The organism is Nonomuraea africana, from assembly GCF_014873535.1.
Classification (GTDB): Bacteria; Actinomycetota; Actinomycetes; order Streptosporangiales; family Streptosporangiaceae; genus Nonomuraea; species Nonomuraea africana.
In genome coordinates this window covers 7,485,572-7,507,998 of sequence record NZ_JADBEF010000001.1, presented here as the reverse complement: position 1 = coordinate 7,507,998, position 22,427 = coordinate 7,485,572, and the positions used below count along the sequence as shown (strand labels likewise).

General features: G+C 67.0%; 24 protein-coding genes and 1 tRNA gene. 18 read left to right on the top strand and 7 right to left on the bottom strand.

What is annotated here, in order from left to right; translation table 11 throughout:
- Nucleotides 1-7: 7 nt before the first annotated feature.
- Together H4W81_RS47945 and H4W81_RS35720 are read left to right on the top strand one after the other, a co-directional pair.
- Complete coding sequence (locus H4W81_RS47945) at nt 8-811, top strand: tyrosine-type recombinase/integrase (protein WP_264083210.1); 804 nt, start codon at nt 8-10, stop codon at nt 809-811.
- Between the two features lie 591 nt (nt 812-1,402).
- Complete coding sequence (locus tag H4W81_RS35720) at nt 1,403-2,692, top strand: chymotrypsin family serine protease (RefSeq protein WP_192778828.1); 1,290 nt, start codon at nt 1,403-1,405, stop codon at nt 2,690-2,692.
- Between the two features lie 55 nt (nt 2,693-2,747).
- Here H4W81_RS35720 and H4W81_RS35715 read toward each other — a convergent pair whose 3' ends face one another.
- The gene (locus tag H4W81_RS35715) at nt 2,748-3,473 is read right to left on the bottom strand and encodes a hypothetical protein (protein ID WP_192778827.1); all 726 of its coding nucleotides are present in this window, start codon (nt 3,471-3,473) and stop codon (nt 2,748-2,750) included.
- Between the two features lie 338 nt (nt 3,474-3,811).
- Nucleotides 3,812-4,054: a GntR family transcriptional regulator gene (locus H4W81_RS49595; protein WP_192778826.1), complete on the bottom strand. Its 243-nt coding sequence runs from the start codon at nt 4,052-4,054 to the stop codon at nt 3,812-3,814.
- A 235-nt stretch (nt 4,055-4,289) separates the two neighbouring features.
- On the opposite strand from H4W81_RS49595, the gene H4W81_RS35705 reads away from it, so the two are divergent.
- Both H4W81_RS35705 and H4W81_RS35700 read left to right on the top strand, forming a co-directional pair.
- On the top strand, nt 4,290-4,577 hold the full coding sequence (locus tag H4W81_RS35705; RefSeq protein ID WP_192778825.1) for a hypothetical protein: 288 nt from the start codon (nt 4,290-4,292) through the stop codon (nt 4,575-4,577).
- 164 nt (nt 4,578-4,741) lie between these two features.
- Complete coding sequence (locus H4W81_RS35700) at nt 4,742-5,956, top strand: helix-turn-helix domain-containing protein (protein WP_192778824.1); 1,215 nt, start codon at nt 4,742-4,744, stop codon at nt 5,954-5,956.
- A 170-nt stretch (nt 5,957-6,126) separates the two neighbouring features.
- Here the strand turns inward: H4W81_RS35700 and H4W81_RS35695 are convergent, their stop codons facing one another.
- Nucleotides 6,127-6,501 carry a GntR family transcriptional regulator gene (locus H4W81_RS35695; protein ID WP_192778823.1) on the bottom strand — a complete coding sequence of 125 codons (375 nt, stop codon included), beginning with the start codon at nt 6,499-6,501 and terminating at the stop codon, nt 6,127-6,129.
- A 124-nt stretch (nt 6,502-6,625) separates the two neighbouring features.
- On the opposite strand from H4W81_RS35695, the gene H4W81_RS35690 reads away from it, so the two are divergent.
- The 8 genes from H4W81_RS35690 to H4W81_RS35655 all read left to right on the top strand — a co-directional run bounded on the left by H4W81_RS35690 (nt 6,626) and on the right by H4W81_RS35655 (nt 12,416).
- A complete protein-coding gene (locus H4W81_RS35690; RefSeq protein WP_192778822.1) occupies nt 6,626-6,958 on the top strand; it encodes an SCO3933 family regulatory protein in 333 nt (110 codons plus the stop codon).
- The gene (locus tag H4W81_RS35685; RefSeq protein ID WP_192778821.1) at nt 6,951-8,294 is read left to right on the top strand and encodes an FtsK/SpoIIIE domain-containing protein; all 1,344 of its coding nucleotides are present in this window, start codon (nt 6,951-6,953) and stop codon (nt 8,292-8,294) included. Before H4W81_RS35690 ends, H4W81_RS35685 begins: the two co-directional genes overlap by 8 nt.
- Nucleotides 8,295-8,301: 7 nt before the next feature.
- Entirely contained in the window at nt 8,302-8,943 is a 642-nt protein-coding gene (locus H4W81_RS35680; RefSeq protein WP_192778820.1) for a DUF2637 domain-containing protein, read from the top strand.
- An 11-nt stretch (nt 8,944-8,954) separates the two neighbouring features.
- Nucleotides 8,955-9,281, top strand: coding sequence for a hypothetical protein (locus H4W81_RS35675; RefSeq protein WP_192778819.1), 327 nt, complete (start codon nt 8,955-8,957; stop codon nt 9,279-9,281).
- Between the two features lie 12 nt (nt 9,282-9,293).
- A complete protein-coding gene (locus tag H4W81_RS35670) occupies nt 9,294-9,452 on the top strand; it encodes a hypothetical protein (protein ID WP_192778818.1) in 159 nt (52 codons plus the stop codon).
- A gap of 238 nt (nt 9,453-9,690) precedes the next feature.
- Complete coding sequence (locus H4W81_RS35665; protein WP_192778817.1) at nt 9,691-11,013, top strand: replication initiator; 1,323 nt, start codon at nt 9,691-9,693, stop codon at nt 11,011-11,013.
- Nucleotides 11,003-11,185: a helix-turn-helix domain-containing protein gene (locus H4W81_RS35660; RefSeq protein WP_192778816.1), complete on the top strand. Its 183-nt coding sequence runs from the start codon at nt 11,003-11,005 to the stop codon at nt 11,183-11,185. Before H4W81_RS35665 ends, H4W81_RS35660 begins: the two co-directional genes overlap by 11 nt.
- Before the next feature lie 232 nt (nt 11,186-11,417).
- Nucleotides 11,418-12,416, top strand: coding sequence for a tyrosine-type recombinase/integrase (locus H4W81_RS35655; RefSeq protein ID WP_318782209.1), 999 nt, complete (start codon nt 11,418-11,420; stop codon nt 12,414-12,416).
- 95 nt (nt 12,417-12,511) lie between these two features.
- On the opposite strand, the gene H4W81_RS35650 is transcribed toward H4W81_RS35655, so the two are convergent.
- From H4W81_RS35650 to H4W81_RS48940, 3 genes are all read right to left on the bottom strand, one after another.
- Nucleotides 12,512-12,584: transfer RNA gene (locus tag H4W81_RS35650), tRNA-Ala, on the bottom strand.
- 692 nt (nt 12,585-13,276) lie between these two features.
- Nucleotides 13,277-14,005, bottom strand: a complete 729-nt coding sequence (locus H4W81_RS35645; protein WP_192778815.1) for an HAD-IA family hydrolase — start codon at nt 14,003-14,005, stop codon at nt 13,277-13,279.
- A 19-nt stretch (nt 14,006-14,024) separates the two neighbouring features.
- Nucleotides 14,025-14,144 carry a DLW-39 family protein gene (locus H4W81_RS48940; protein ID WP_312895735.1) on the bottom strand — a complete coding sequence of 40 codons (120 nt, stop codon included), beginning with the start codon at nt 14,142-14,144 and terminating at the stop codon, nt 14,025-14,027.
- Between the two features lie 244 nt (nt 14,145-14,388).
- Here H4W81_RS48940 and H4W81_RS35635 point away from each other — a divergent pair, with 244 nt between their 5' ends.
- From H4W81_RS35635 to H4W81_RS35615, 5 genes are all read left to right on the top strand, one after another.
- The gene (locus H4W81_RS35635; RefSeq protein WP_192778813.1) at nt 14,389-15,741 is read left to right on the top strand and encodes an MFS transporter; all 1,353 of its coding nucleotides are present in this window, start codon (nt 14,389-14,391) and stop codon (nt 15,739-15,741) included.
- 179 nt (nt 15,742-15,920) lie between these two features.
- On the top strand, nt 15,921-16,202 hold the full coding sequence (locus tag H4W81_RS35630; RefSeq protein WP_192778812.1) for a metal-sensitive transcriptional regulator: 282 nt from the start codon (nt 15,921-15,923) through the stop codon (nt 16,200-16,202).
- 33 nt (nt 16,203-16,235) lie between these two features.
- Nucleotides 16,236-16,448: a heavy-metal-associated domain-containing protein gene (locus H4W81_RS35625; RefSeq protein ID WP_192778811.1), complete on the top strand. Its 213-nt coding sequence runs from the start codon at nt 16,236-16,238 to the stop codon at nt 16,446-16,448.
- Nucleotides 16,445-17,482: a hypothetical protein gene (locus H4W81_RS35620; protein ID WP_192778810.1), complete on the top strand. Its 1,038-nt coding sequence runs from the start codon at nt 16,445-16,447 to the stop codon at nt 17,480-17,482. Before H4W81_RS35625 ends, H4W81_RS35620 begins: the two co-directional genes overlap by 4 nt.
- Before the next feature lie 31 nt (nt 17,483-17,513).
- On the top strand, nt 17,514-19,805 hold the full coding sequence (locus tag H4W81_RS35615; RefSeq protein WP_192778809.1) for a heavy metal translocating P-type ATPase: 2,292 nt from the start codon (nt 17,514-17,516) through the stop codon (nt 19,803-19,805).
- On the opposite strand, the gene H4W81_RS35610 is transcribed toward H4W81_RS35615, so the two are convergent.
- Nucleotides 19,701-20,945, bottom strand: coding sequence for an MFS transporter (locus H4W81_RS35610; RefSeq protein WP_192778808.1), 1,245 nt, complete (start codon nt 20,943-20,945; stop codon nt 19,701-19,703). The two genes, H4W81_RS35615 and H4W81_RS35610, sit on opposite strands and share 105 nt — an antisense overlap.
- 98 nt (nt 20,946-21,043) lie before the next feature.
- On the opposite strand from H4W81_RS35610, the gene pdxR reads away from it, so the two are divergent.
- Nucleotides 21,044-22,420 (top strand): MocR-like pyridoxine biosynthesis transcription factor PdxR, encoded by a 1,377-nt coding sequence (gene pdxR, locus H4W81_RS35605; protein ID WP_192778807.1) that lies wholly within the window; start codon nt 21,044-21,046, stop codon nt 22,418-22,420.
- The last annotated feature ends 7 nt before the right edge of the window (nt 22,421-22,427 follow it).

The following is a 22,427-nucleotide window of genomic DNA, read 5'->3' as shown; positions in this document are numbered from 1 at the left end:
GAAGGCGATGAACGAGATCAAGGAGCCACACGTCCGCCGCTGGCGTAAGAAGCTGCTCGACGGTGGAGTCAGCGAGGTCACGGTGGCCAAGGCATACCGGCTCCTCAAGGCCATCTTCACAACCGCGGTCGATGACCAGCTCATCAAACGCAATCCATGCCGCATCAAGGGCGCGGGACAGGAGAAGTCGGCCGAGCGCCGAGTCCTCTCGGTTCCGCAGGTGTACAAGCTCGTCGAGGTCATCGAGCAGCGGTACCGCGCTCTGGTGCTGCTCGGCACGTTCGCAAGCCTGCGTTGGGGCGAACTGGCCGGCCTTCAACGACGTGACATCGATCTCGACGCCGGAACCATCCGCGTGGAACGCCAGCTGATCCAGATCACCGGGAAAGGGCTCGTGTTCACCGACCCCAAGTCGGAGGCGGGCAAACGAACTGTGGTGATCCCCGAGCTGATCATTGATGAGCTTCGCGCCCACCTGAAGGACTTCACCCAGGAGGGTGACGAGGGCTTGGTCTTCGCCGGGCCCGACAACGGCCCGATTCGCAACAGCAACTTCAACCGCCGCGTCTGGCCCAAGGCGTTGGAGGACGCGGGCCTACCGAAGATCCACTTTCACGACCTCCGGCACACCGGCAACAACCTCGCCGCCAACGCCGGAGCCTCGATCCGCGAGCTGATGACCCGCATGGGCCACTCCAGCACGCGCGCCGCGATGATCTACCAGCACTCCACCGACGAACGCCAACGCGAAGTGGCGCGCAAGCTCGACGACCTCGCCCGAGGGGCGCTCAAGGACCGATCGGGCACGTGACGGGCACGCCTCCCAAATTCCTCCCGGACACACAGAAGCCCAGGGCAGACGATCATGTCTAACCTGGGCTTTTTCGCAGGTTGAGAGAGGTGGAGCCTAGGAGATTCGAACTCCTGACATCCTGCTTGCAAACGGGAGCCGGTCCCACCACGGAGGACTTCTTACCCTGCTCAGGCAGTGGATCCGGAACGGTGACGTGCGCTCGCGTGAGGCTGCGTTGCTGTACGTGGTGCTGTACACCACCACCCGACCGACGGCCCGCCCCGTCATTCGATGGCAAGCCGACCCGGAGCGGAGGGCCGCCAAGGCCCGAGCACCGGAAGCGGCGCGGCAGCCCTCAACGCCCGCCCTGACTCAGACTGCGCTAGGTCAAGCTGCCGCCGACGTCCGAAAAAGGGTGCAGCGACCCGATTAGCAAACCACCCTAGCTCCAAGATCGATCCAGGACAAGATCTTGACATGACTGCGCGAGTCGCATTCGATTGAGCAATCTTCACGTACAAGGGAGATTATTAGATGCCCAAAACGCCCCAAAGATTATCTCGCTTATCGGCATCACTTACTGCGCTTATCCTTCTACTATTTCCTACCATGCCAGCGGCAGCAGACACCCCAACGCCTACGGCTTCCCCCACGAGCACTGCGATACCCACGCCGCTTCTCACGAGCACCGCAACGAGCACGCCGAAACCCACACCACCGGTCGAAGAAAAGCCCTTCAGCTATCTTCCGGCCGGCACGCTCGACAAAATGAAGGCGCAAGCACCTCTGAAAGACGCCGCCGACAAAATCCAGGCAGTCCTCGTTCAACTGCCGGGCGGGACTCGAGATCCACGCGGTCACGGGTTCGCGGGAATCAAGATCGAAGAGGATCGTCTCCATATTTGGTGGAAGGGTCCCCTGCCTCGCACCGTTTCAACTGCTATAGAGAAAGCGCGCTCGAGCGTGCGCGTAGACGTCTCCGAGGCTAAGTTCTCCCGCGAGAAGTTGCTCTGGGAGGCAGAGAAGATCAAGAAGGAGGTCTACGGAAATCCGGCTGGAGAAATCCATGGACTCCTTGTAAAGGGAGACGGGTCGGGGCTCCTGGCGGCGACGGATGCCACTGTGGGCGCTAACGCCAGATCCGAGGTCCTGAAATCCTATATCTCCATGAGCAGTCTAACTGTTCCAATAGAGGTCGTTCAACGACCGCGAGTTCGTTCAGCTGGCCGCCTCAACGACACTCCTTCCTATTACGGCGGTGGTAGGATGCTGAATGATCGCGGTGCGGGCTGTACTCTCGGGTTCCCGGTGGTGGCGAACGACACCGGATATCCCTATATCGTCACAGCTTCACATTGCGGCTATTGGAATATGAACGTCCGCAACGGTGATGGCTCGCGCAACATCGGGCCGTTTGTTGCAGAACGCGTCGCAGAAGATCTAGCCCTAGTCATACCGAATGAGGGCGGGGCATCAAGTCTCATGTGGGATGGAGGCGTCCCAGGAGGCGAAAACACCAGCCCAGAATTCACAAAAGAGATCAAAGGCTGGAGCCACGTAATTCCCGGAGAATGGCTCTGCACGTCGGGATCCTATAGCGGTGCCGTGTGCCTCTGGCAGGTGGAGAACAACTTCCCGTTAGGGTACTGCGGTACCGATGGTTGGGGCACATACGAATGTTACGGGGACATGTTCGGCGCCTGGCAAGTGGAAGGAAAGCGCGGTTGCCGAGGTGGTGACAGCGGGGGTCCGGTGTTCAGCCTTAGCGCAGACTACAGTTACGTAATCGCCGAGGGCATAATGAGCGGCTGCAATGATTATCCTGGCGACGGCGACCATTTGTATTTTCAGGACTTCGCGACAGTCGTCTCAATATACAACGTTAGACCAAGGCTCTAAACTCGAGATTCGGCTGTAGTATAGGCTTGAGGAGTTCTATATGGATTCCTCAAGCCTATTCCGGCCTAGCAACACGTACAATATAGCCTTCGTCGTCAAGCAGCACTCTATTATTCAATGTGCTCCTCAGGTTGATCGTGACAGGCATGAGCCGCAGATCAGCGGTTGTGATGCAATCACTACCGTGGCCAGATCGGGATCGCCGTTCAGCCTTATCGCTCAATGCCACTATCACCACGTCTGCGCTTTCTAGGACTTGTATTTCCGGCATCTTTTCTTGTAGGCCACAAGCTCGCCGCGGCTCTTCGATCCATATGGTAATAGCGCTGCTCGTCGCCAGGGCCTGGGCGCGCATTATCCGTGGGGACGCTGGCGGCACCCGCATGTGCCAAAACGTGTCAGGGCTGACAGCCGGCCAGTCCAAAACCCCTCCGCCCATTACCGTGAACCTCCAAGAAGGAAGGGTTATCAGGCCGCGATCGGACATGTATTCTGCTGTGGTCAACTTAGCGCCGGTCACGAAAAGCTTGACTTGTGGTGAAGTTGACGCGCGCATACGCTTCTGCATGTCCTCGTACGCCTCGGAGGCGGAAATCTGCTCGAGCATGGCAGAGCCGTCAGGCAGAGCAACCTCGGTATCCACTGGCTCGCTGGTCGACAACGGGACACCGAGATCAACGCGCCCAGCGGTCTTGCCTGTGCCTTCGCGTAACGGCAGGTCAGAAGTCAGCACGATTGGGCGAGGCGTGATTGTTTCAGGAAACGACTCCCAGGCTTTCATGAGCTCTGTCGGGTCTGGCCGTTGTGGCCTGTCACTTCCAGGGAACGACAGGGCGCATACAGAGAGCACTAGGGCCACCGCAACACGTGACGCTCTGGTCATGGAAACTCCTGTCGGCTGAGTCCTATATAAACACGCTTCAACTAGCCAGGCGGTTCACAGCCGGAAGAGATCCAGATAACGATCATCCAAGAGGTCATCCACGACTGCAGAGCTGCGCGTGGGCGGTGCTGGCCGCGACCGGCCGGAGAGCCGCAGCGCGGCCAGCAGACCGCCCGAACGCGCGGCGGGCCGCCAGCGGCGGCACGCCTTGAAACCGTGGAGAAAGTTCTCATCCGTCAGGCGCTGGCCTCCGGCTGCGGACTGACAATCGAGCCCTTGCCAGGCTTGGTGGTGATCAGGCCCTGTTCCCTGAGGGCCTCCATCGCCTTCCGTACGGTGACCCTGGCGACGTCGAACTCTTCCTGAAGCTTCACTTCGGAGATGAGCGTCAGCGGCGGGTAGGTGCCGTCCTTGATGCGCTCGGCTACGACGTTCGCTATCTGCTCCCACTTGTAGAGCCTGGGGTCCCAATCGATCACAAGACGACTCTAGGTAGGTCCCTACCTACCAACATAGAACAGCAATTCCTAGGAAGGGCGTAGACAGGTTAAGACAGGTTGACCTACGCTGGCGTTATGGCGTCGGTGAGCGAAGGTATGGAGGCCCTCCGGGTGGGTTCCTCCCCCCGCGCACTGATCGTTGGCCTGCCGGGTGCGCTGTCCACGGTTCTGCGCGGCAGCTCGCTCACCGATGCCTGCGCCGAAGGGAGGAGTCGTGCTTAAGGCTTGGGAGTACCACGGCATCCACGCAGCCTCCGGCCTGCCGCGTTTCGCGCCAGTGGAGTGGTATCCCAGCGTTCCCCGCGCTGAGCGCGTGCGAGTCCAGGCGCACACCTGCGAGTGCTCGCCGATCGTCTACGAGCTGTGCACGGCTGGCGGCCTGTTCTTCGTGCGACGGCGTGACAGGAGCGGCCCCCGTCCGATACTCACCGAGAGCGAATGGGTGATCAAGCGACGCGCAGAGGTCCTCTGGCTGCGGATCCTCAACGGCGGAGCGAGATAGCCGGCAGACGACACACTTTTTGTCACATCACCAATACAGTCCGTTTGCGCAGGTCAACGCCGGGCCTGCGGTTTCGCGCGTTCTCTCGCTGGCAGTTTTTCTGCCAGTGATCCAGATCACCCGCCTTATCGTCGAAGCAGGCGACGACGAGAGGGGCGGGACACGTGGCAACCGAGCATCTGACACCGGGCCAGCGCATCGCGCGGGCTCGTCACCGCAAAGGCTGGGATCAGGCCACACTCGCCGAGAAGATCGGCCGTTCCGTCTCCTGGTTGTCGAAGGTGGAGAACGGGCGGATGCCGCTCGATCGCATGAGCGTGGTCGGGCACATCGCCGAAGTTCTCGGAGTGGAGATCTCCGAGCTCACCGGCCAGCCGTACCGGCACGAGACGGAGGAACTCGACTCCGGCCACTCTGCTATCCCCGGGCTCAGGCTCGCACTCCAGCAAGCCACCATGCCCGGCGGGGCCGCACTCCTGGGTGGTAGGCAACCGCGGAGTCTCGACGATCTGGAGGCGAACGTCCGGCTCGCCGAGCAACTCCGGCAGGATGCCAAGTTCACCGCCCTTGGTGACGTGCTCCCAAGCATCATCACCGACCTCACCGTGATCACCGCCGACCAGGAAGCAGACCGTGATCGGGCTGAGGCGCTGATGCTGCGCGCATGCCATATGGCACGCGTGTCCTCCAACCTCCTTGGTCACCATGACCTCGGCTGGACGGCGGTACAGCGGGAACTCGTCGCCGCCCAGAGGGTCGGGGCGCCCGGCCTGGTCGCCGCCGCGAGCTGGGATCTGTGCGGCGTCTGGTTGCATGAGGCGCAGCTCGACCCCGCGAAGAGCGCGGCCCTGTCCGCGCTCGATCAGATAGAGCCGTACGTGGGCGCCGACGACATGGTCAAAGCGATGTGGGGAGCGCTGCACCTGCGGGCCGCCGTCGCCTACTCCCGGCTGTGGAACCAGACGGAAGCCGAGAGCCACCTTGCCGAAGCGAAGCACGTCGCGGAGGCACTCCCGAGAGACGGCAACGTCTTTCAGACCCAGTTCAACCGGGTCAACACCACCATTCACGCCGTAGAAGTCAGCATGGAGCTGGGGCGGCCTCGTGATGTGATCACGCGGGCAGAACATGTAGCGATCGCCGAGATTGCCTCGTCTGAGAGGCAGGCGCATTACTGGACCTGCACAGCAGCGGGATACCACATGAATCGGAAAGAGAACGAGGCGGTGGACGCGCTTCTACGCGCGGATCGCATTGCACCTCAGCACGTCCGCAACCGCCCCTTGGTCCGCAACATCGTGCGCGACCTCAGAGGCAGCGGGCCGCTTCTTCGCCAACGCGAACTGCTCAACCTCGCCAAGGTGATGAGGCTGCCCTGACCGAAACTACGGTGAGCCTCCCCGCGCAATGGGCTCCCCCATCCATCAGGCACCCGGAACGAATGGGGTAGTGCTCGTGGGTCTCAGTGAGATCGAACGACAGATCTTGATGCGTGAGCTGGCGGAGATCGTGGCAGACCTGTCCGACCTTCAACGGCGCGCGGTCGAGATCACTGCTCGGGTCGAGTCCGAGCGTCTAGTTCGTCCAGCCTGACCGTCAGCTTCTCCATGTGTTGACGGATCTCTCGCAACTGCTGGGAGAGAACGCGGAACTCCTCGCTGTGCTCCTCGGCGGGCGCTGGCGCGACCTTGTCCTCAGGGGTCCGGATGACGAAACTTCCGGCCCCCTGGCGGGTCTCGATCAGTCCTTCGTCGCGGAGTACGGCGAGCGCGTTGCCGATGGTCATCATGGCCACGCTGTAGCGTTCGGCCAGTTCGCGGGCTACTGGGAGCTGCTCCCCCAGGGCGTACCGACCGGACGCGATGTCCCGCCGGATGTCCTCGGCGATGCGCAGGTACGGCCTGCGGCGGTCGGTGGTTGCCACACCTCCACAGTAGCGGTTCTAGATGTCTAGGTCTCCAGGCAACTTGTAACGAAGTCTCGGTTTACAAAGCTAGATACCTAGGTATCTTTGTAGCTAGCACAGTCACTTCAAAGGAGATCGATCCATGCGGACCGTCCCCATTCCCGTGGACACCAGCAAGCTCGTCATCACTTGCGTCAAGGCGCCCCGCCCGCGCCTGCTCAACAAGGACACCGGCGAGATCAAGACCGACAAGAACGGCAACACCGTCTACGAGGTCACCGTCTCGGTGGAAGACGAGTTCGGCCGGATCGAACTCGTCAAGATCGGCACCTCGGGCGAGCCTCCGATCACCGCCGGACAGCAGCTCAACCCGGTCGGCCTCCTCGGCTACGTCTGGGAGATCTCCGGCCGCTGGGGCGTCGCCTACCGCGCCGCCGCGCTCCTGCCCGCCGCTGGGGAGGACGCCCATGTCTGACCTGCTGATCGTGCTCACAGTCCTGGCCGCTTCGGCGGTCGGGCTGTGGGCCTGGCGCCGCTGGCACTACCCGTCCTTCTGGCTGGTCATCGGCTATCCGCTGATGGCGATCAGCATTCGCGCGTCCTGGCGCAAGGTCGCCCTCGGCTGCAACCTCACCAAGAAGCGGCAGCGGTGGTGGTTCACCACCGTCCCCGGCCTCATCGAGTCCACCGGCGTCGTCCGGGTCAGGCGCCGCTTCCAGCGGGTGTCCGTCGACACCAAGCCGTTCATGTGGCTGCCCAAGCCCACCCGGTACGGCTGGCGCGTCACCCTTCACATGCTTGAAGGCCAGATCCCTGCCGACTACGCCGACGCCGCCGAACGCCTCGCCCACTCGTGGGGCGTTCATGCGGTGCGGGTCTCCTCCCCACGTCCGGGCCGCGTGATCCTGACCGCGACCACGCGCGATCCGCTGTCGAGGGTCGAGCGCTTCCCGATCTCTTCTGAACTCCTCAAGGTCACCGTGGGCCGTCTGGAGACCGGCGCACCGTGGGTCATCGACTTCCGGACCGTCCCCCACTGGATGAACGCCGGAGCCACGCAGTCCGGCAAGTCGAACCTCGCCAATGCCCTGGTGCAAGGTCTGGCCCCTCAGCCCGTGGCGCTGGTCGGTTTCGACCTCAAGGGCGGCGTGGAGTTCACGCCCTACTCGCCGCGGCTGTCCGCGCTCGCCACGACTCGTAGGGAGTGTGTCGGCCTGCTGGAGGACCTGGAAGAACTGATGGCCGACCGGATGACGCTGTGCCGTACGGCTGGCGCCCGCAACATCTGGCAACTCCCCGAGGACCGGCAGCCCGTCCCCGTCGTGGTCCTCGTCGACGAGCTGGCTGAGCTGTACCTGATGGCCGACAAGTCCGAGAAAGACGAGGTAGCGAAGACCTCGACGGCGCTCCTACGGGTGGCGCAGCTCGGGCGGGCCTTCGGCATCTATCTGTTCTGCTGCGGTCAGCGCATCGGCTCCGACCTCGGCCCCGGCGTGACTGCTCTCCGCGCTCAGTGTTCGGGCCGGATCTGCCACCGGGTCAACGATCCCGAAACCGCGACCATGACCCTCGGCGACCTCGACCCCGCCGCCCTGGACTCCGCGCGGGCCATCCCCGCCGAGACTCCCGGAGTCGCGATCGTCGCCTCACAGGACGGCCAGTGGTACCGGGCGCGCTCCTTCTACGTCTCCGAGCAAGCCGCCGAAAGCGCCGCCCACACCTACGCCGACCGCGCCCCGTCCTGGGCGGACATCACCGGCGCCGACTACTCCGAACTGCTCGGCACCATCCCGGAACCACGGAAGGGCTGAAACACCGATGCGACGCCTCCTCGACACCGGCCCCGTTCTCGTTCTGGCGCTCATCGCGGGTGCGGGTTCCTTCACCCACATCCGCGACACCGCCGCCGAGCACGGCCAAACCGGCTGGATGGCCTGGGCCGTCGCCGTCTGCATCGATCTCACCTGCGTCATGGCCGCCCGCGAGCGTCAGCGCGACAGGAAGACGGGACGGGTACGGCGGGGCTGCGTCTCCTGGCCTGTCCTCGTCCTTTCCGGCGGCGTCGTCCTGTCGCTGGCCGGCAACCTGGCGCAAGCCGAACCGACCGTCTGGGGGTGGATCACCGCTGCCACGCCAGCGGGCGCGTTCCTGGTGGCTGTCTCCATGCTCGAACGGCGGGCCACCGTTCAGGACGTCCCGGAGACGTCCCCGGTCACGGTGACGGCGTCCCGGCCCGTCCCGGAGACGTCCGCGAAAGTCCCGGACCGTCCCGCCCTCGTCCCCGCCGATGAGGACGACGGCCCCGCACCGGACCCGGCCCTCGTCGATTACGCCCGCCGCGTGGCCGACGAGCACGAGAGCAACCACGGCAAGCCCATCACCCGCGATGTCCTCCGCGCCCGCCTGGGCATCTCGAACCAACTCGCCTCCGACCTGCTCCGCACCCTGCGGACAGCCTGAAGGGATCACCCATGCGCGACGACCGAACCGCCCTCATCACCGGACTCCTCGACCTAGCCGCCTTCCTGGAAGCCAACCCCGAGGTCCCGGTGTCGCTCGGGACGGTGACCGTCCACCAGTTCCCCACCCATGGCTCCGACGCCGAGATGTGCGCCCAGGTCGACAAGGTGGCCGCCGTACTCGGCACGGAGATCGACCCCAAGGACCGCCCCTATGGCCACTACGCCACCGGGCTCGACTTCGGCCCCGTCCGCTACCAGTTCACCGCCATCCTCGCCGCCGCCCGCGCTCGCCGCCAGGCCGACGACAGTTACCGCGGCTGCGTCGACCCCGCTTAGGAGGTACTCACCATGCGTATCCGCCTCGAAGGAAACCGCGCTGAGATCGCGCTCGGGATGATCCACCTGCGCGAGACGTTCACCGTCACCTCGGTCTCGCGGGCCTACCCCGACAGGGCACGCCCCCGGAACTACCGCCTGTACGTCACGATCACCCCGCGCAGGAGGTGACCGCGATGACCCTCCACTACCGCTGCTGCACCTGCAACGGCACGGGTCTCGACGGCGACGGCGACACCTGCCGCGACTGCGACGGCACCGGCATCGACAACCACGGCGCATAGCCGTGAGGTCCGCTCACCTGGCCACACAACCGCCAAGTTCCGCGCCAGGTGAGCGGCCATCCCACCACAGATCACATCCGGATAGGACGGATCCCATTTTGCCTCACCCACACGCGGTAGCCGGGATGATCTCCCGGCTCCACGATCCGAACTTCGACCGCTGGGCCGCCCAGATCAAGCGCACCGGCGGTTGCCGACAGCCCATCCACCTCCGGGGCAAGGTCGAACACTTCGACCAGGCCACCGGTGAACTCCTCCACCGCTACAGCACCACCAACGAACCGGACGGCGTCCTGCGGGTGCCCTGCAAGACCCGGCGCGCCTCCCGGTGCCCGGCCTGCGCCGAGACCTACCGGGCCGACACCTTCCAACTCGTCCGCGCGGGCCTGATCGGCGGCAAGGGCGTCCCCTCAACCGTCAGCACGCACCCGTGCCTCTTCGTCACTCTCACCGCTCCGTCCTTCGGGGCCGTCCACGTACGACGGGAGAAGGGCGGAAAGGTCCTGCCCTGCCACGCCCGCCGCGACGCGCCGATGTGCCCGCACGGGCGGGTCATGTCCTGTACGGCACGCCACGGGGCCGACGATCCCCGCCTCGGCGAACCACTCTGCCCCGACTGCTACGACTACGAGGGCTCGGTCCTGTTCAACGCCGTGTCCCCTGAGCTGTGGCGCCGCTTCACCGAAGCACTCCGCCGGCGCTTTGCCAGGATCTCCGGCCTGACCCTCAAGGCGCTGCGCGAACAGGTCACCATCGCGTTCGCCAAGGTGGCCGAATACCAGCGGCGCGGCGTCGTCCACTTCCACGCCGTGATCCGCCTCGACGGCCCCAACGGACCGGCCTCACCGCCTCCTGCGTGGGCAACACCTGACGCCCTGGCGCAAGCCGTACAGCATGCGGCGGGCGCGGTTACGGTCGACGTCGCGGGCCGCACCTTGCGGTGGGGCACTCAACTCGACGTCCGCCGCATCGCCATGAACGGCGACCTCACCGAACAAGCCGTAGCCGCCTACATCGCCAAGTACGCAACGAAAGCCGCGGAATGCGTCGGCACCCTTGACCGGCGCATCAACCTCCTCGACGACCTGGCAGCGCTCCCCATCAGGGAGCACGCCCGGCGACTCATCGCAGAGTGCCTGCGCCTGGGCGCCCTCGACAACCTGGCCGAGCTCCGGCTGGCGCAATGGGCTCACATGCTCGGCTTCCGGGGCCACTTCTCCACCAAGTCCCGCCGCTACTCCACCACCTTGGGCGCCCTGCGATCCGCCCGCGAAGAACACATGCGCTCCGAGGAGATCACCACGGGCCGCCTGCCCCTCTTCGAGGAAGACACCGTCCTCGTCATCTCGCACTGGGAGTACGCCGGTAAGGGCCTGTCCGCCGGTGACCAGCTCCTCGCCGCCGCTCTCACAGGAACCCGGCTCGAAGGGAGTCCGCATGAGCTGTGAACTGCTCACCGTCCCTGAGGCGATGGCCATTCTCAAGGTCAGCCGGTGGACGCTCTACAACCTGATCCGCTCCAGCGAGATCACCTCAGTCCTCGTCGGCGAACGCTGCCGACGTATCCCCGCATCCGCTCTCGACGCCTACGTGACCCGACTCTGTGAGGAGGCTGCCTGATGGGCAAGCGCGCGAACAACGAAGGTTCGATCTTCCCCTACAAGACGGGCTACGCCGGGTACGTCTGGGTCACCACTCCCGAGGGCAGGAAGACCCGCAAGTGGTGCTACGGCAAGACCCGCGAGGAGACCCACGAAAAGTGGATCAAGCTGCATGAGCTGGCTCGCAAGGGTCCGGTCGTTACCAAGTCGCCCAAGCTCTCCGACTACCTGGCATTCTGGCTCAGAACGTCGTGGAACCGAACCTCGCGCCCAAGACGGCCGCGAACTACGAGATGTTCACCCGGCTGTACATCGTGCCTGCCCTCGGCGCGAAGCGGCTCGACAAGCTGACCGTGCGGGACGTGCAGACCTGGGTGAACAAGGTACGGGCCTCCTGCCAGTGCTGCGCCCAGGGCAAGGACGCCGCCCGGCCCACGACGCACAGTGACCCGAAGAAACGGCAGCACTGCTGCGCCGTGGGGAAGTGCTGCAAGGCCAAACCCTCGGACTGGACAGTCCACGACGCCTACATGACACTGCGGGCCGCGCTGAGCAACGCCGTGCGGGAAGAAATCCTCTCCCGGAACGTGGCGGCCAACGTCAAGATGTCGGTTCCCCGTAAGCGGAAGGTCAAGCCGTGGTCCGTCGATGAGGCGCGGACCTTCTTGGAGTCGGCCCGTACCCGCGAAGATCCGATGTACCCGGCCTACGTCCTGGTCCTCGTCCTGGGCCTGCGTCTTGGTGAGGCCCTCGGGCTCCGGTGGGAAGACGTGGACCTAAACAACGCCGAGATGACCATCGGCTGGCAGCTCCAGCGGGTCGCGGGCAAGCTTCACCATCGGCGGACCAAGACCGACGCCTCGGATGCCGTGCTGCCCTTCCCTGGGATCGTCACGACGGCGCTTCGTGCCCGTCAACGGGCACGTGAGGAAGCCCAGGAAGCCGCAGGGGAAGCCTGGCAGGAAACCGGCCTCGTCTTCACCACCGCGAGCGGCCGACCAGTCGAACCGTCGAACTTTCGGCGCAGCTTCGCGGGCGCCTGCGACAAGGCGAAGATCCGCAGGGTCCACGTCCACGCAACCCGCAAGACCTGCGCATCCCTCCTCGTGGCCCTCGACGTCCACCCGCGCGTGGCGATGCAGATCCTCCGCCACAGCCAGATCTCGGTCACGATGAACGTGTACAGCGAGGTCTCGTCGGAGGAGACGCGCAAGGCGCTGAAGAAGCTCGGTGACCAGCTGGATTCGTAGCCGTTGCTGTATTTCCGTGCTGTACGGCTCCCAAAAACCTCCCAGCACGATCAAAGCCCAGGCAGGCGATTATCCCTGACCTGGGCTTTTGTATGTGGAGCCTAGGAGATTCGAACTCCTGACATCCTGCTTGCAAAGCAGGCGCTCTGCCAACTGAGCTAAGGCCCCGAAACACCATCTGACCTGCAAAACATCAGCACGGTCGCATGCGTTCCGACGGTACACCGTAGCAACAGCATACGGTGTACCGCCACCCGATCTCCCGCCCCACCAAGGGAAGGCGCGCCCTGGTCATCGAAAGGCGACAGGACCCAACGGCCCCCAGCCGAGGTACAACTCGAACGGCCTGAAGAATTCGGAGGAGGCGGGATCTGCGCCTTCCTGGTTCCGGAGCGAGGGTGAAGGTGAGGGCGAGGGTGAGGGCGAGGGGGCAAGCGAGAACGTGAGGGAGGGCGCCTTCCCGGTTCCCTCCTCCCTGCATGAGAGGCCGAGGACCGAGCTGGGGTACCCACCGGCGTATCCGGACACCGTCCTCCCCGGTGGGATGCGGCAGAGGTAGCCGGGCGACTCGGAGTCATTCGGAACGATCCTGAACTCGGTCAGGATCTCTCCGGTGGTGGGCGCTCCTTCGTAGGACTCGCAGTGCACCCCCATGATGGCGAAGGACACGTCCTCTTGCAGGATCTCGAGGCACCCGAAGGTGGGAGTAGCGGCGTGGGCGGGGGTGGCGAACAGGCTGGCCGTGCCGAGGACAAGCACAGCGGAAACGTGCGGAAGACGCATGAGGCACCTCTCACAGGTGAGTCCGTGGTGATCAGTGAGAGATCACGCAACGCGATCTACCCGACTACAGAGAGTGATTAACCACGCGCTTTCGCAATCTGTGGGTCATAGTTGCGCTCTCCCCCGAGGACCACCTCGGGGAGCTCCGTCAGCGAGTGGAGCAGGTGCGTGGCACCGCCGTTCACCAGGCGGTCTCGGCTGTGGACGCCGGTCATCAGGCCGGCCACCACCGAGGCCCCCGACCTTCGCCCCGCCAGCATGTCGTTCTCGGAGTCGCCCACCACCGCGATCTGCCTGACGTCCTCGATCCCCAGGCGGAGCACCGCGTGGAGGATCATGTCGGGCCATGGACGCCCGCGTCCGGCGTCTTCGGGGCAGATGGCCAGGTCGACCTTGTCGTGCCAGCCCAGCACGCTCAGCACCCTGCTCAGGGTCGTTCTGCTGAAGCCTGTGACTAACGCGACGTGGAGCCCCGCGCCCCTGAGCTTGTCGAAGACTTCCACGACTCCGGGCATGGGAACGAGACCCGCCCGCTCGATGGCGCCCTCGTAGGAGCGTTCGAACGTCAGGTTCGCGGCCTGTGCCTGGGCCTCGTTTCCGGGAAAGATCCCGCGGAAGACGTCGATCTTCGGGCACCCGCGGGACCGGTGCACGTGGACCATGGCCCGCGCGTACGCACCGGTCCCTGGGACGATGCCCTGGGTGGCGATCGCCTCGGCGAAAGCTCGTTCGACCGTGGCGATGTCACCGATCGTGGTGCCGGCGAGGTCGAGACAGACCAGCTTGATGGGGCCGATGTCGGTCATACCCTCGACGCCACGATCGTTAGTTCTCGCTGCCGGTTGCCTCGGTCCAGAGGTCGAGCTCGGCGCGGTCGGCCTGAACCTTGCGCCAGATGAGCAGCCCCCCGAGGGCGAGCAGCGCCAGAACGAGCACCTTCTTCACGGTGTGACCCCACTTCTTCGACGGTCTCACCTGCCGGGGTGAGACAACGCCCGGTTGCAACGGTTGCAAGGCAGCCTAGCAAGGCTTGGCCGTGCTCCCCCGGGTGCGGACCTATCCAGTTCTACCCAATCATCCGATACGACGGCGCGCAGGGGCGCGCCGAAGGGTTTGCAAACCCCTAGGGGGTATGTTACGTTCACGGCCGTCGCAGATACCCCATGGGGGTACAAGCCAAGGAGTGGACATGTCGCAACGCAACAGGTGGTGGGCGCTGGTCGTGCTCGCCGCCGCGCAGTTCATGGTGATCATGGATACCTCGATCATCGGGGTCGCCCTCCCCGAGATGCAGCGTGACCTCGGGTTCAGCCAGGGCGGGCTGCAGTGGGTCTTCAACGCCTACGTCGTCGCCTTCGGCGGGCTGCTCCTGCTCGGCGGGCGGCTGTCGGACCTGTTCGGCGCCCGCAAGGTCTTCACCACCGGCTGGGTCGTCCTGACCGCGGGCTCGGTCGTGGCCGCCGTCGCCTCCACCGCGTGGGTGGAGATCCTCGGCCGTGCCGTCCAGGGCGTCGGCGGGGCGCTCATCGCGCCCGCCGCGATGACGCTGCTCATGATGCTGTTCGGGCACAACCCGCGCGAGCTGGGCAAGGCCATGGCGCTGTACGGCGCGGCCGCCCCCGCGGGCGGTACGGCGGGCGTGTTCCTCGGCGGCGTCATCACCGAGTACCTCAGCTGGCCATGGGTGTTCATCGTGTACATCCCGATCGGCCTGATCACGCTCGCGGCCATCCCCGCACTGCTGCCCGCCACGCAGGGCAAGCGGGGCTCGGTGGACGTGTTCGGCGCGATCACCGTCACGGCGGGCATCGCCCTGACCGTCTACACGATCGTCAAGGCCCCCGAGCAGTCGCTCGCCACGACGCTGATCGAGGCCGCCGGCGCGATCGTGCTGCTCGTCGCGTTCCTGCTCACGCAGCGCAGCGTCCGCGAGCCGCTCATGCCGCTGAAGATCTGGAAGACCCCCGGCCTGGCCCCCGCGAACCTGGCCATGGCGCTGCTCGGGGCCGCCTGGATCCCGATGTGGTACTTCCTCAACCTGTTCCTGCAGCAGGACCTGGGCTACGGCGCCTTCGCCAGCGGCGCGGCGCTGCTCCCGATGACGATCGCGGTGATGATCTTCATGATCGGGATCACCGCGCGGCTGCTCGGCCGGTTCGGCGCCAAGCCGCTCATCGTGCTCGGCCTCGCCGTCCTGGCCGTCGGCGTCGCCGGTCTGGCCTTCAGCGGCTCGGCCTTCCTGCCCGCCAGCCTGGTGGCGGCGGTCGGGATGTCGCTGGCGTACATCCCCGCGATGATGTCGGCGCTGTCGGGGGTCAGGCCCGAGGAGAGCGGGCTGGCGTCGGGCATCGTCAACACCACCTACAACGTGGGGTCGGCGCTGGGGCTGGCCGTCATGACCGCGATCGCCACCTCGCAGGAGAACGGTTTCAACGCCGCCTTCGTCGGCGCCGGTGTCGTCGCGGCGGCGGGCGCGCTGCTCACCCTGGTCCTCATGCGGCGGCCCGCGCAGGTCCCGCAGGAGCAGCCCGCGCACGTCTAGATCCCCCCGTACGGCAAGCCACCCCCAGCGCCACCCCAGGCGCGTGGCCGGCCTCCGTCCAGGGATACGGCAAGCGAGCGCACGGGGCTGAGCCCCGTCACGGAAGGCGAAATCATCAGGCCCGTGGAATACCCTAGGGGGGTAGGGTGTTATGCTGAAGGAAGAGAGAGGCGGGGACCATGGCGGGATACACCGGCACCAAGCAAGACCACCTCCGGCGGCTGCGCCGGATCGAGGGCCAGGCGAGAGGCCTTCAGCGCATGGTGGAGGACGACAAGTACTGCATCGACATTCTCACCCAGGTGTCGGCCGCCACGAGTGCCCTCCAGTCCTTCGCCCTCTCCCTGCTCGAAGAGCACCTGGCGCACTGCGTCGCCGAGGCCACCCTGAAGGGCGGCCCCGAGGCCGAGGCGAAGGTCAAGGAAGCCACCGACGCGATCGCCCGGCTCGTCCGTTCCTGAGTCACCGAACACCAAGCACCGAGGAGATACGACATGAGCACCGCCACCTACACCGTCAAGGGCATGACCTGCGGCCACTGCGTCAGCTCGGTCAAGGAGGAGGTCGGCGAGGTCGCCGGTGTCACCGGCGTCGAGGTCGACCTGGCCAGCGGACTGCTGACGGTCGAGAGCGGCAGCCCGGTCGAGACCGCCCAGATCGTGGCCGCGGTCGAGGCCGCCGGATACGAAGTGGCGAACCAGTCGTGAACACCCCCGCCAAGCTCGTCACCTACGTCGCGGGCCTCGCCGTCGTCTTCGGCGCGGCCCTCGGCGTGGGCAGCGCGGTCGGCGAGGTCGGCGCCCCGCCCAAGACGACCACCCCCAGCGAGAGCACCGCCCCGAGCACGGGCCACGGCGAGAGCACAGGCCATGGAGAGAGCACAGGCCACGGCGACGAGGGCGGCGCCACCACCACGACACCCGCACAGGCAGCAGCACAGGATACCCCCGGGGGGCTCCAAGTGTCCCAGAACGGCTACACCCTCACCCCGCTGACCACGACGCTCACGCCAGGTCAGGCCACCGACTTCACCTTCAGCGTGACGGCACCCGACGGGAAGCCGGTCACCGACTACCAGGTCCAGCACGACAAGAAGGTCCACTTCATCGTCGTCTCCAGGGACCTCACGTCCTTCCAGCACCTGCACCCCGAGGAGGGCGCCAACGGCGCCTGGACGGTCAAGCTGACCCTCCCCGAGGCCGGCGTCTACCGCGCCTACGCCGACGTCTTCCCCACCGGTGCGAGCGCGCTGACCCTCGGCACCGACCTGTTCGCCGGCGGCGACTTCGCGCCCAAGGCGTTGCCCCAGGTCAGCCGGACCGCCGAGGTCGACGGCTACACTGTGACACTCGACGGAGACCTCGTCCCCGGCAGGTCGAGCAAGCTGACGCTCAAGGTGAGCAAGGACGGCAAGCCGGTCACCGACCTGCAGCCCTACCTCGGGGCCTACGGGCACCTGGTGGCGCTGCGCGCGGGCGACCTGGCCTACCTCCACGTGCACCCCGACGGCACTCCGGGCGACGGCAAGACCAAGGCGGGGCCGGAGATCACCTTCTACGCCGAAGTGCCGAGCACCGGCGACTACCGCCTGTTCCTCGACTTCCAGCACGACGGAACCGTCCGGACCGCGGACTTCACCGCCCGCGCGGGTCAGTCCACCGCCGGCCCGTCGAGCAGCCCGTCGAGCAGCCCGTCGAGCAGCAAGGGCGTCGACCACGACTCCACCCCGCACGGCCACTGACGCAGGATCGCGACGTAAGAAAGGAGAGGTGATGTCTCCCCTCACCGACGACAAGCCCCAAGGCGCCGTCGAACTATCGATCGGCGGCATGACCTGCGCGTCCTGCGCCAACCGGATCGAGCGCAAGCTGAACAAGCTCGAGGGCGTGACCGCGACGGTCAACTACGCGACGGAGAAGGCGAGGGTCACCTTTCCCGAGGGAATCGACCCGCAGCAGCTGATCGCCACCGTGGAGTCGGCGGGCTACACCGCCGAGCTGCCCAAGCCGCCTCAGGCGGAGGGCGAGCCGCAGGAGCCCGCGGACGAGCTGAGGCCGCTGCGCAACCGGCTGGTCACCTCGCTGGTGCTGGCCGTGCCGGTGATCGCGATGGCGATGATCCCGGCGCTGCAGTTCACCAACTGGCAGTGGCTGTCGCTGACGCTGGCCGCGCCGGTCGTGGTCTACGCGGGCTGGCCGTTCCACAAGGCCGCCTGGACGAACCTGCGCCACGGCGCGGCGACCATGGACACGCTGGTCTCCATCGGCACCATCGCCGCCTTCGCCTGGTCCCTCTGGGCCCTGTTCTTCGGTACGGCCGGCACCCCCGGCATGACGCACCCCTTCGAGTTCACGATCGCCAGGACCGACGGCTCGGGCAACATCTACCTCGAGGCCGCGGCGGGCGTGACGGCGTTCATCCTGGCGGGGCGGTACTTCGAGGCCAGGTCCAAGCGCAAGGCGGGCTCCGCGCTGCGGGCCCTGCTGGAGCTGGGCGCCAAGGATGTCGAGCTGGCCGACGGCCGGCGCATCCCCACCGACCAGCTCAAGGTCGGCGACAGGTTCGTGGTGCGTCCGGGCGAGAAGATCGCCACGGACGGCGTGGTCGACGAGGGCAGCAGCGCGGTCGACGCCTCGATGCTGACCGGCGAGTCGGTCCCGGTGGAGGTCCGCCCCGGCGACGCGGTGACCGGAGCCACGGTCAACGCGGGCGGCAGGCTGATCGTCCGCGCCACCAGGGTCGGCGCCGACACCCAGCTGGCCCAGATGGCCAAGCTGGTGGAGGACGCGCAGACCGGTAAGGCCGAGGTCCAGCGGCTGGCCGACCGGATCTCCGGCATCTTCGTCCCGATCGTGATCGCGCTGGCCATCGGCACGCTCGGCTTCTGGCTGGGCACCGGCGGCGGGGCCGGCGCGGCCTTCACCGCCGCGGTGGCGGTGCTGATCATCGCCTGCCCCTGCGCGCTGGGCCTGGCCACGCCGACCGCGCTGCTGGTCGGCACCGGCAGGGGCGCCCAGCTGGGCATTCTGATCAAGGGTCCTGAGGTGCTCGAGTCGACCAGGAAGATCGACACGGTCGTCCTGGACAAGACCGGCACGGTCACCGAGGGCAGGATGACGCTGACCGCCGTCCACCTGGCCGAGGGCGAGGACCGCGAAGAGGTGCTGCGCCTCGCCGGAGCGCTGGAGCACGCCTCCGAGCACCCGATCGCGCAGGCCATCGCTCGCGCCGCGGAGCGACGAACCGAACCCGAGAGCGGCAGCTTGCGTGACCAGCGAGGGTTCGAAGAGAGTGCGACCATCAACACAGCCTCCAAGGCGACGGTCGAGGACTTCGCCAACGTCGAGGGTCTCGGCGTCCAGGGCGTCGTCGACGGGCATGCGGTGCTCGTGGGCCGGCCGAGGCTGCTGGCCGAGTGGTCGCAGCACCTGCCCGAGGAACTGACCGAGGCGCTGGAGAGCGAGCAGGCGGCGGGCCGTACCGCGGTGGCGGTCGGCTGGGACGGCAGGGCGCGCGCCGTCCTCGTGGTGGCCGACGTCATCAAGCCGACCTCCAAGGAGGCGATCCAGCAGCTGAGGGCGCTGGGGCTCACCCCCATGCTGCTCACCGGCGACAACGAGAAGGTGGCCAGGTCGGTCGCGGCCGAGGTCGGCATCGACGAGGTCATCGCGGAGGTCCTGCCCGCCGACAAGGTGGACGTGGTCAAGCGGCTGCAGGCCGAGGGCAAGTCGGTCGCCATGGTGGGCGACGGCGTCAACGACGCCGCCGCACTCGCCCAGGCCGACCTGGGCCTGGCGATGGGCACGGGCACCGACGCGGCGATCGAGGCCTCCGACCTGACGCTGGTCCGCGGCGACCTGCGGGTGGCCGCCGACGCCATCAGGCTCTCCCGCAGGACGCTGGCCACCATCAAGGGCAACCTGTTCTGGGCCTTCGCCTACAACGTGGCGGCGCTGCCGCTAGCCGCGCTCGGGCTGCTCAACCCGATGATCGCCGGTGCCGCGATGGCCTTCTCCAGCGTCTTCGTGGTCACCAACAGCCTGCGCCTTCGCGGCTTCAAGTAGGCCCCAGCGGACGGCCGGCGCCATCGCGGCGCCGGCCGCCGCGAACATCGCCCCAAGCACCACCCAGCCCGGTGTGCCCCAGCCGATGACCAGGCTGGTGAGCAGCACCGGGCCCGCCATTCTGGCGATCGCCGTGCCGGTGCCGAAGAAGCCCTGGTACTGCCCCTGCTTGCCGGCGGGGGCCAGGCCGAAGCTGATCTCCCAGGCGCCCGAGGAGAGCATCATCTCCCCCAGCACCAGGAGCAGCGCCGCCGCCAGCAGGAGGAAGACGGTGTGCCCCTGCGAGAAGACCAGGCACGAGGCGAAGAGCACCAGGCCCGACAGCCGGACGAACCGGGAGGCGGAGGCGAGGTCGCGGACCCTGCGGGCGACGCGCACCTGGAACAGCACGACGCACACGGTGTTGAGGACCAGCACGGCGGAGACGGTCCAGGCGGGCGCGTCGGTCCGCTGGACGATCCACAGCGGGAGCACGAGGCTGATCAGCGGCCGGTAGAGCAGCATGACCGTGTTGAGCAGGGTGATCACGGCGTAGGGCCGGTCCCTGAGCACCGCGAGGCGCGGCTCCCCCTTCACCGCCGGCACCCCCGCCACGGCGGGCACCAGCGCGAGCACTCCCGCCGCGACCAGGTAGCTCGCCATGTCCACCGCGAAGACCGTGAGGTAGGCCGTGGGGGTGTCGAAGTGCAGCGCCAGGGCGCCGAGCCCGGCGCCCACCGCGATCCCCGCGTTGAGCGTGGACTGCAGCACCGCCCGCACTCTGGTGCGTTCGGCGGGTGGCACCAGCCCCGCGAGCAGCGCCTGCTGGGCGGCCGCCAGCCCGCTCTGCGCGCTGGCGTAGAGACAGACGGCCAGCACGAACAGCGGGAAGGACCGCACCACGAGGAACGAGCCGACCCCTGCGCCCGTCGCCACGGCCAGCAGCACCGCGACGCCGCGCGGCCCCCGCCGGTCGGCCAGGTTTCCGAGCGGCACCCCCGCGATGGTGCCGAGGGCCCAGCCGATGGTCAGGCCGAGGCCGATCTCCAACGGCGACAGGCCGACGACTCTGGTGAAGTACAGAGTCGAGGTGACGATGTAGGCGCCGTCACCGATCGAGCTGGTGAGCTGGGCCAGAGTGAGAACGCGGCGCGGGTTCATTTACTCGAACAATTCGGGCGTAAGTGTCATGGGGAAAGGGTAGGGGCGGAGGTTGGCCGAGTGTAAGCTCCAATTCTTAGCCATCTGATTGGGCCAAGATGGACTTCCACATCAGCCTCGCGGGCAGAGCTGACCTGGCCGCGCAGATCTATCGGCAGCTTCGCGACGCCATTCTGGACGGACGGCTCAGGAAGGGCGAGCGGCTGCCGCCCACGCGCGAGCTGGCCCGCAGCCTCGACGTCGCCCGCAACACCGTGGCCGTCGCCTACGAACGCCTGACGGCCGACGGCTTCCTGGAGGGCAGGGCGGGCGCGGGCACGTTCGTCAGCGCGCCGGTCAGGCCCGCCCTGCGGCGCAGGGCGCCGCAGGGCGGCGTGCGGCCGCGCCGGATCTGGACCGAGATCCCGCCGATCACGTCGGGGGGCGCGCCCGCGTTCGACTTCAGAGTGGGGCTGCCCGACCTCGCCCTGTTCCCGCTGGAGACCTGGCGGCGGTTGGTCAGCCGCGAGCTGCGGGTGCGGGCGGCCGGGTACCTCCCTCCCGAGGGTCACGAAGGGCTGCGCGTCGCCATCGCCCGCTATTTCGTCCTCTCGCGTTCGATCAGGGCGGCGCTCGACGACGTGATCGTCACGCAGGGTGCCCAGCAGGCGCTCGACCTGGTCGGCAGGGTGCTGATCGAGCCCGGTGACTGCGTCGCGGTGGAGGAGCCGGGCTATCCACCCGCGCGACGGCTGTTCCGCTCGCTCGGCGCGCGCGTGGCGGGGGTGCCCGTCGACGCCGAGGGCCTGGACGTCACGGCCATCCCGCGCACGGCGCGCCTGGTCTACGTCACGCCCTCGCACCAGTTCCCCCTCGGCACGCCGATGTCGCTGGCCCGCCGTACGGCGTTGCTGGCCTGGGCACGGCAGCGGGACGCCGTGGTGATCGAGGACGACTACGACAGCGAGTTCCGCTTCGAGGACCGCCCGCTGGAGCCGTTGCAGAGCCTGGACCGCAGCGGCAGGGTCGTCTACGTCGGCTCCTTCTCCAAGACCCTCGCCCCGATGCTGCGCCTCGGCTTCCTCATCGCCCCCGCCTCGCTGCAGCCCGCGCTGCGCGTCGCCAAGCAGCTGACCGACTGGCACAGCGAGACGACCGCGCAGGCGGCCCTGGCCAGGTTCATCGACGAGGGGTTGCTGGCCAGGCACGTGCGCAAGGCGACCAGGCAGTACGCCGCCAGGCACGCGCTGATCGCCGGGTTCCTGCGCGAGCACCTCGACCTGGTGCCCTCGGCGGCCGGCCTGCACCTGTGCGCGAAGGGCGAGGTGGACCCGGCTCGCGCGCCGGAGGTCGCGGTCGAGAGCCTGGCGAGCTACTACGCGGGGCCACCCGAACAGGGCGTGGTGCTAGGCTACGGCGCCATCCCGCTGGAGCGGATCGACGAGGGACTGCGGCGGCTCATCCCCGCGCTCCGGGTGAGACGATTGTCCCTTTGATACCTGG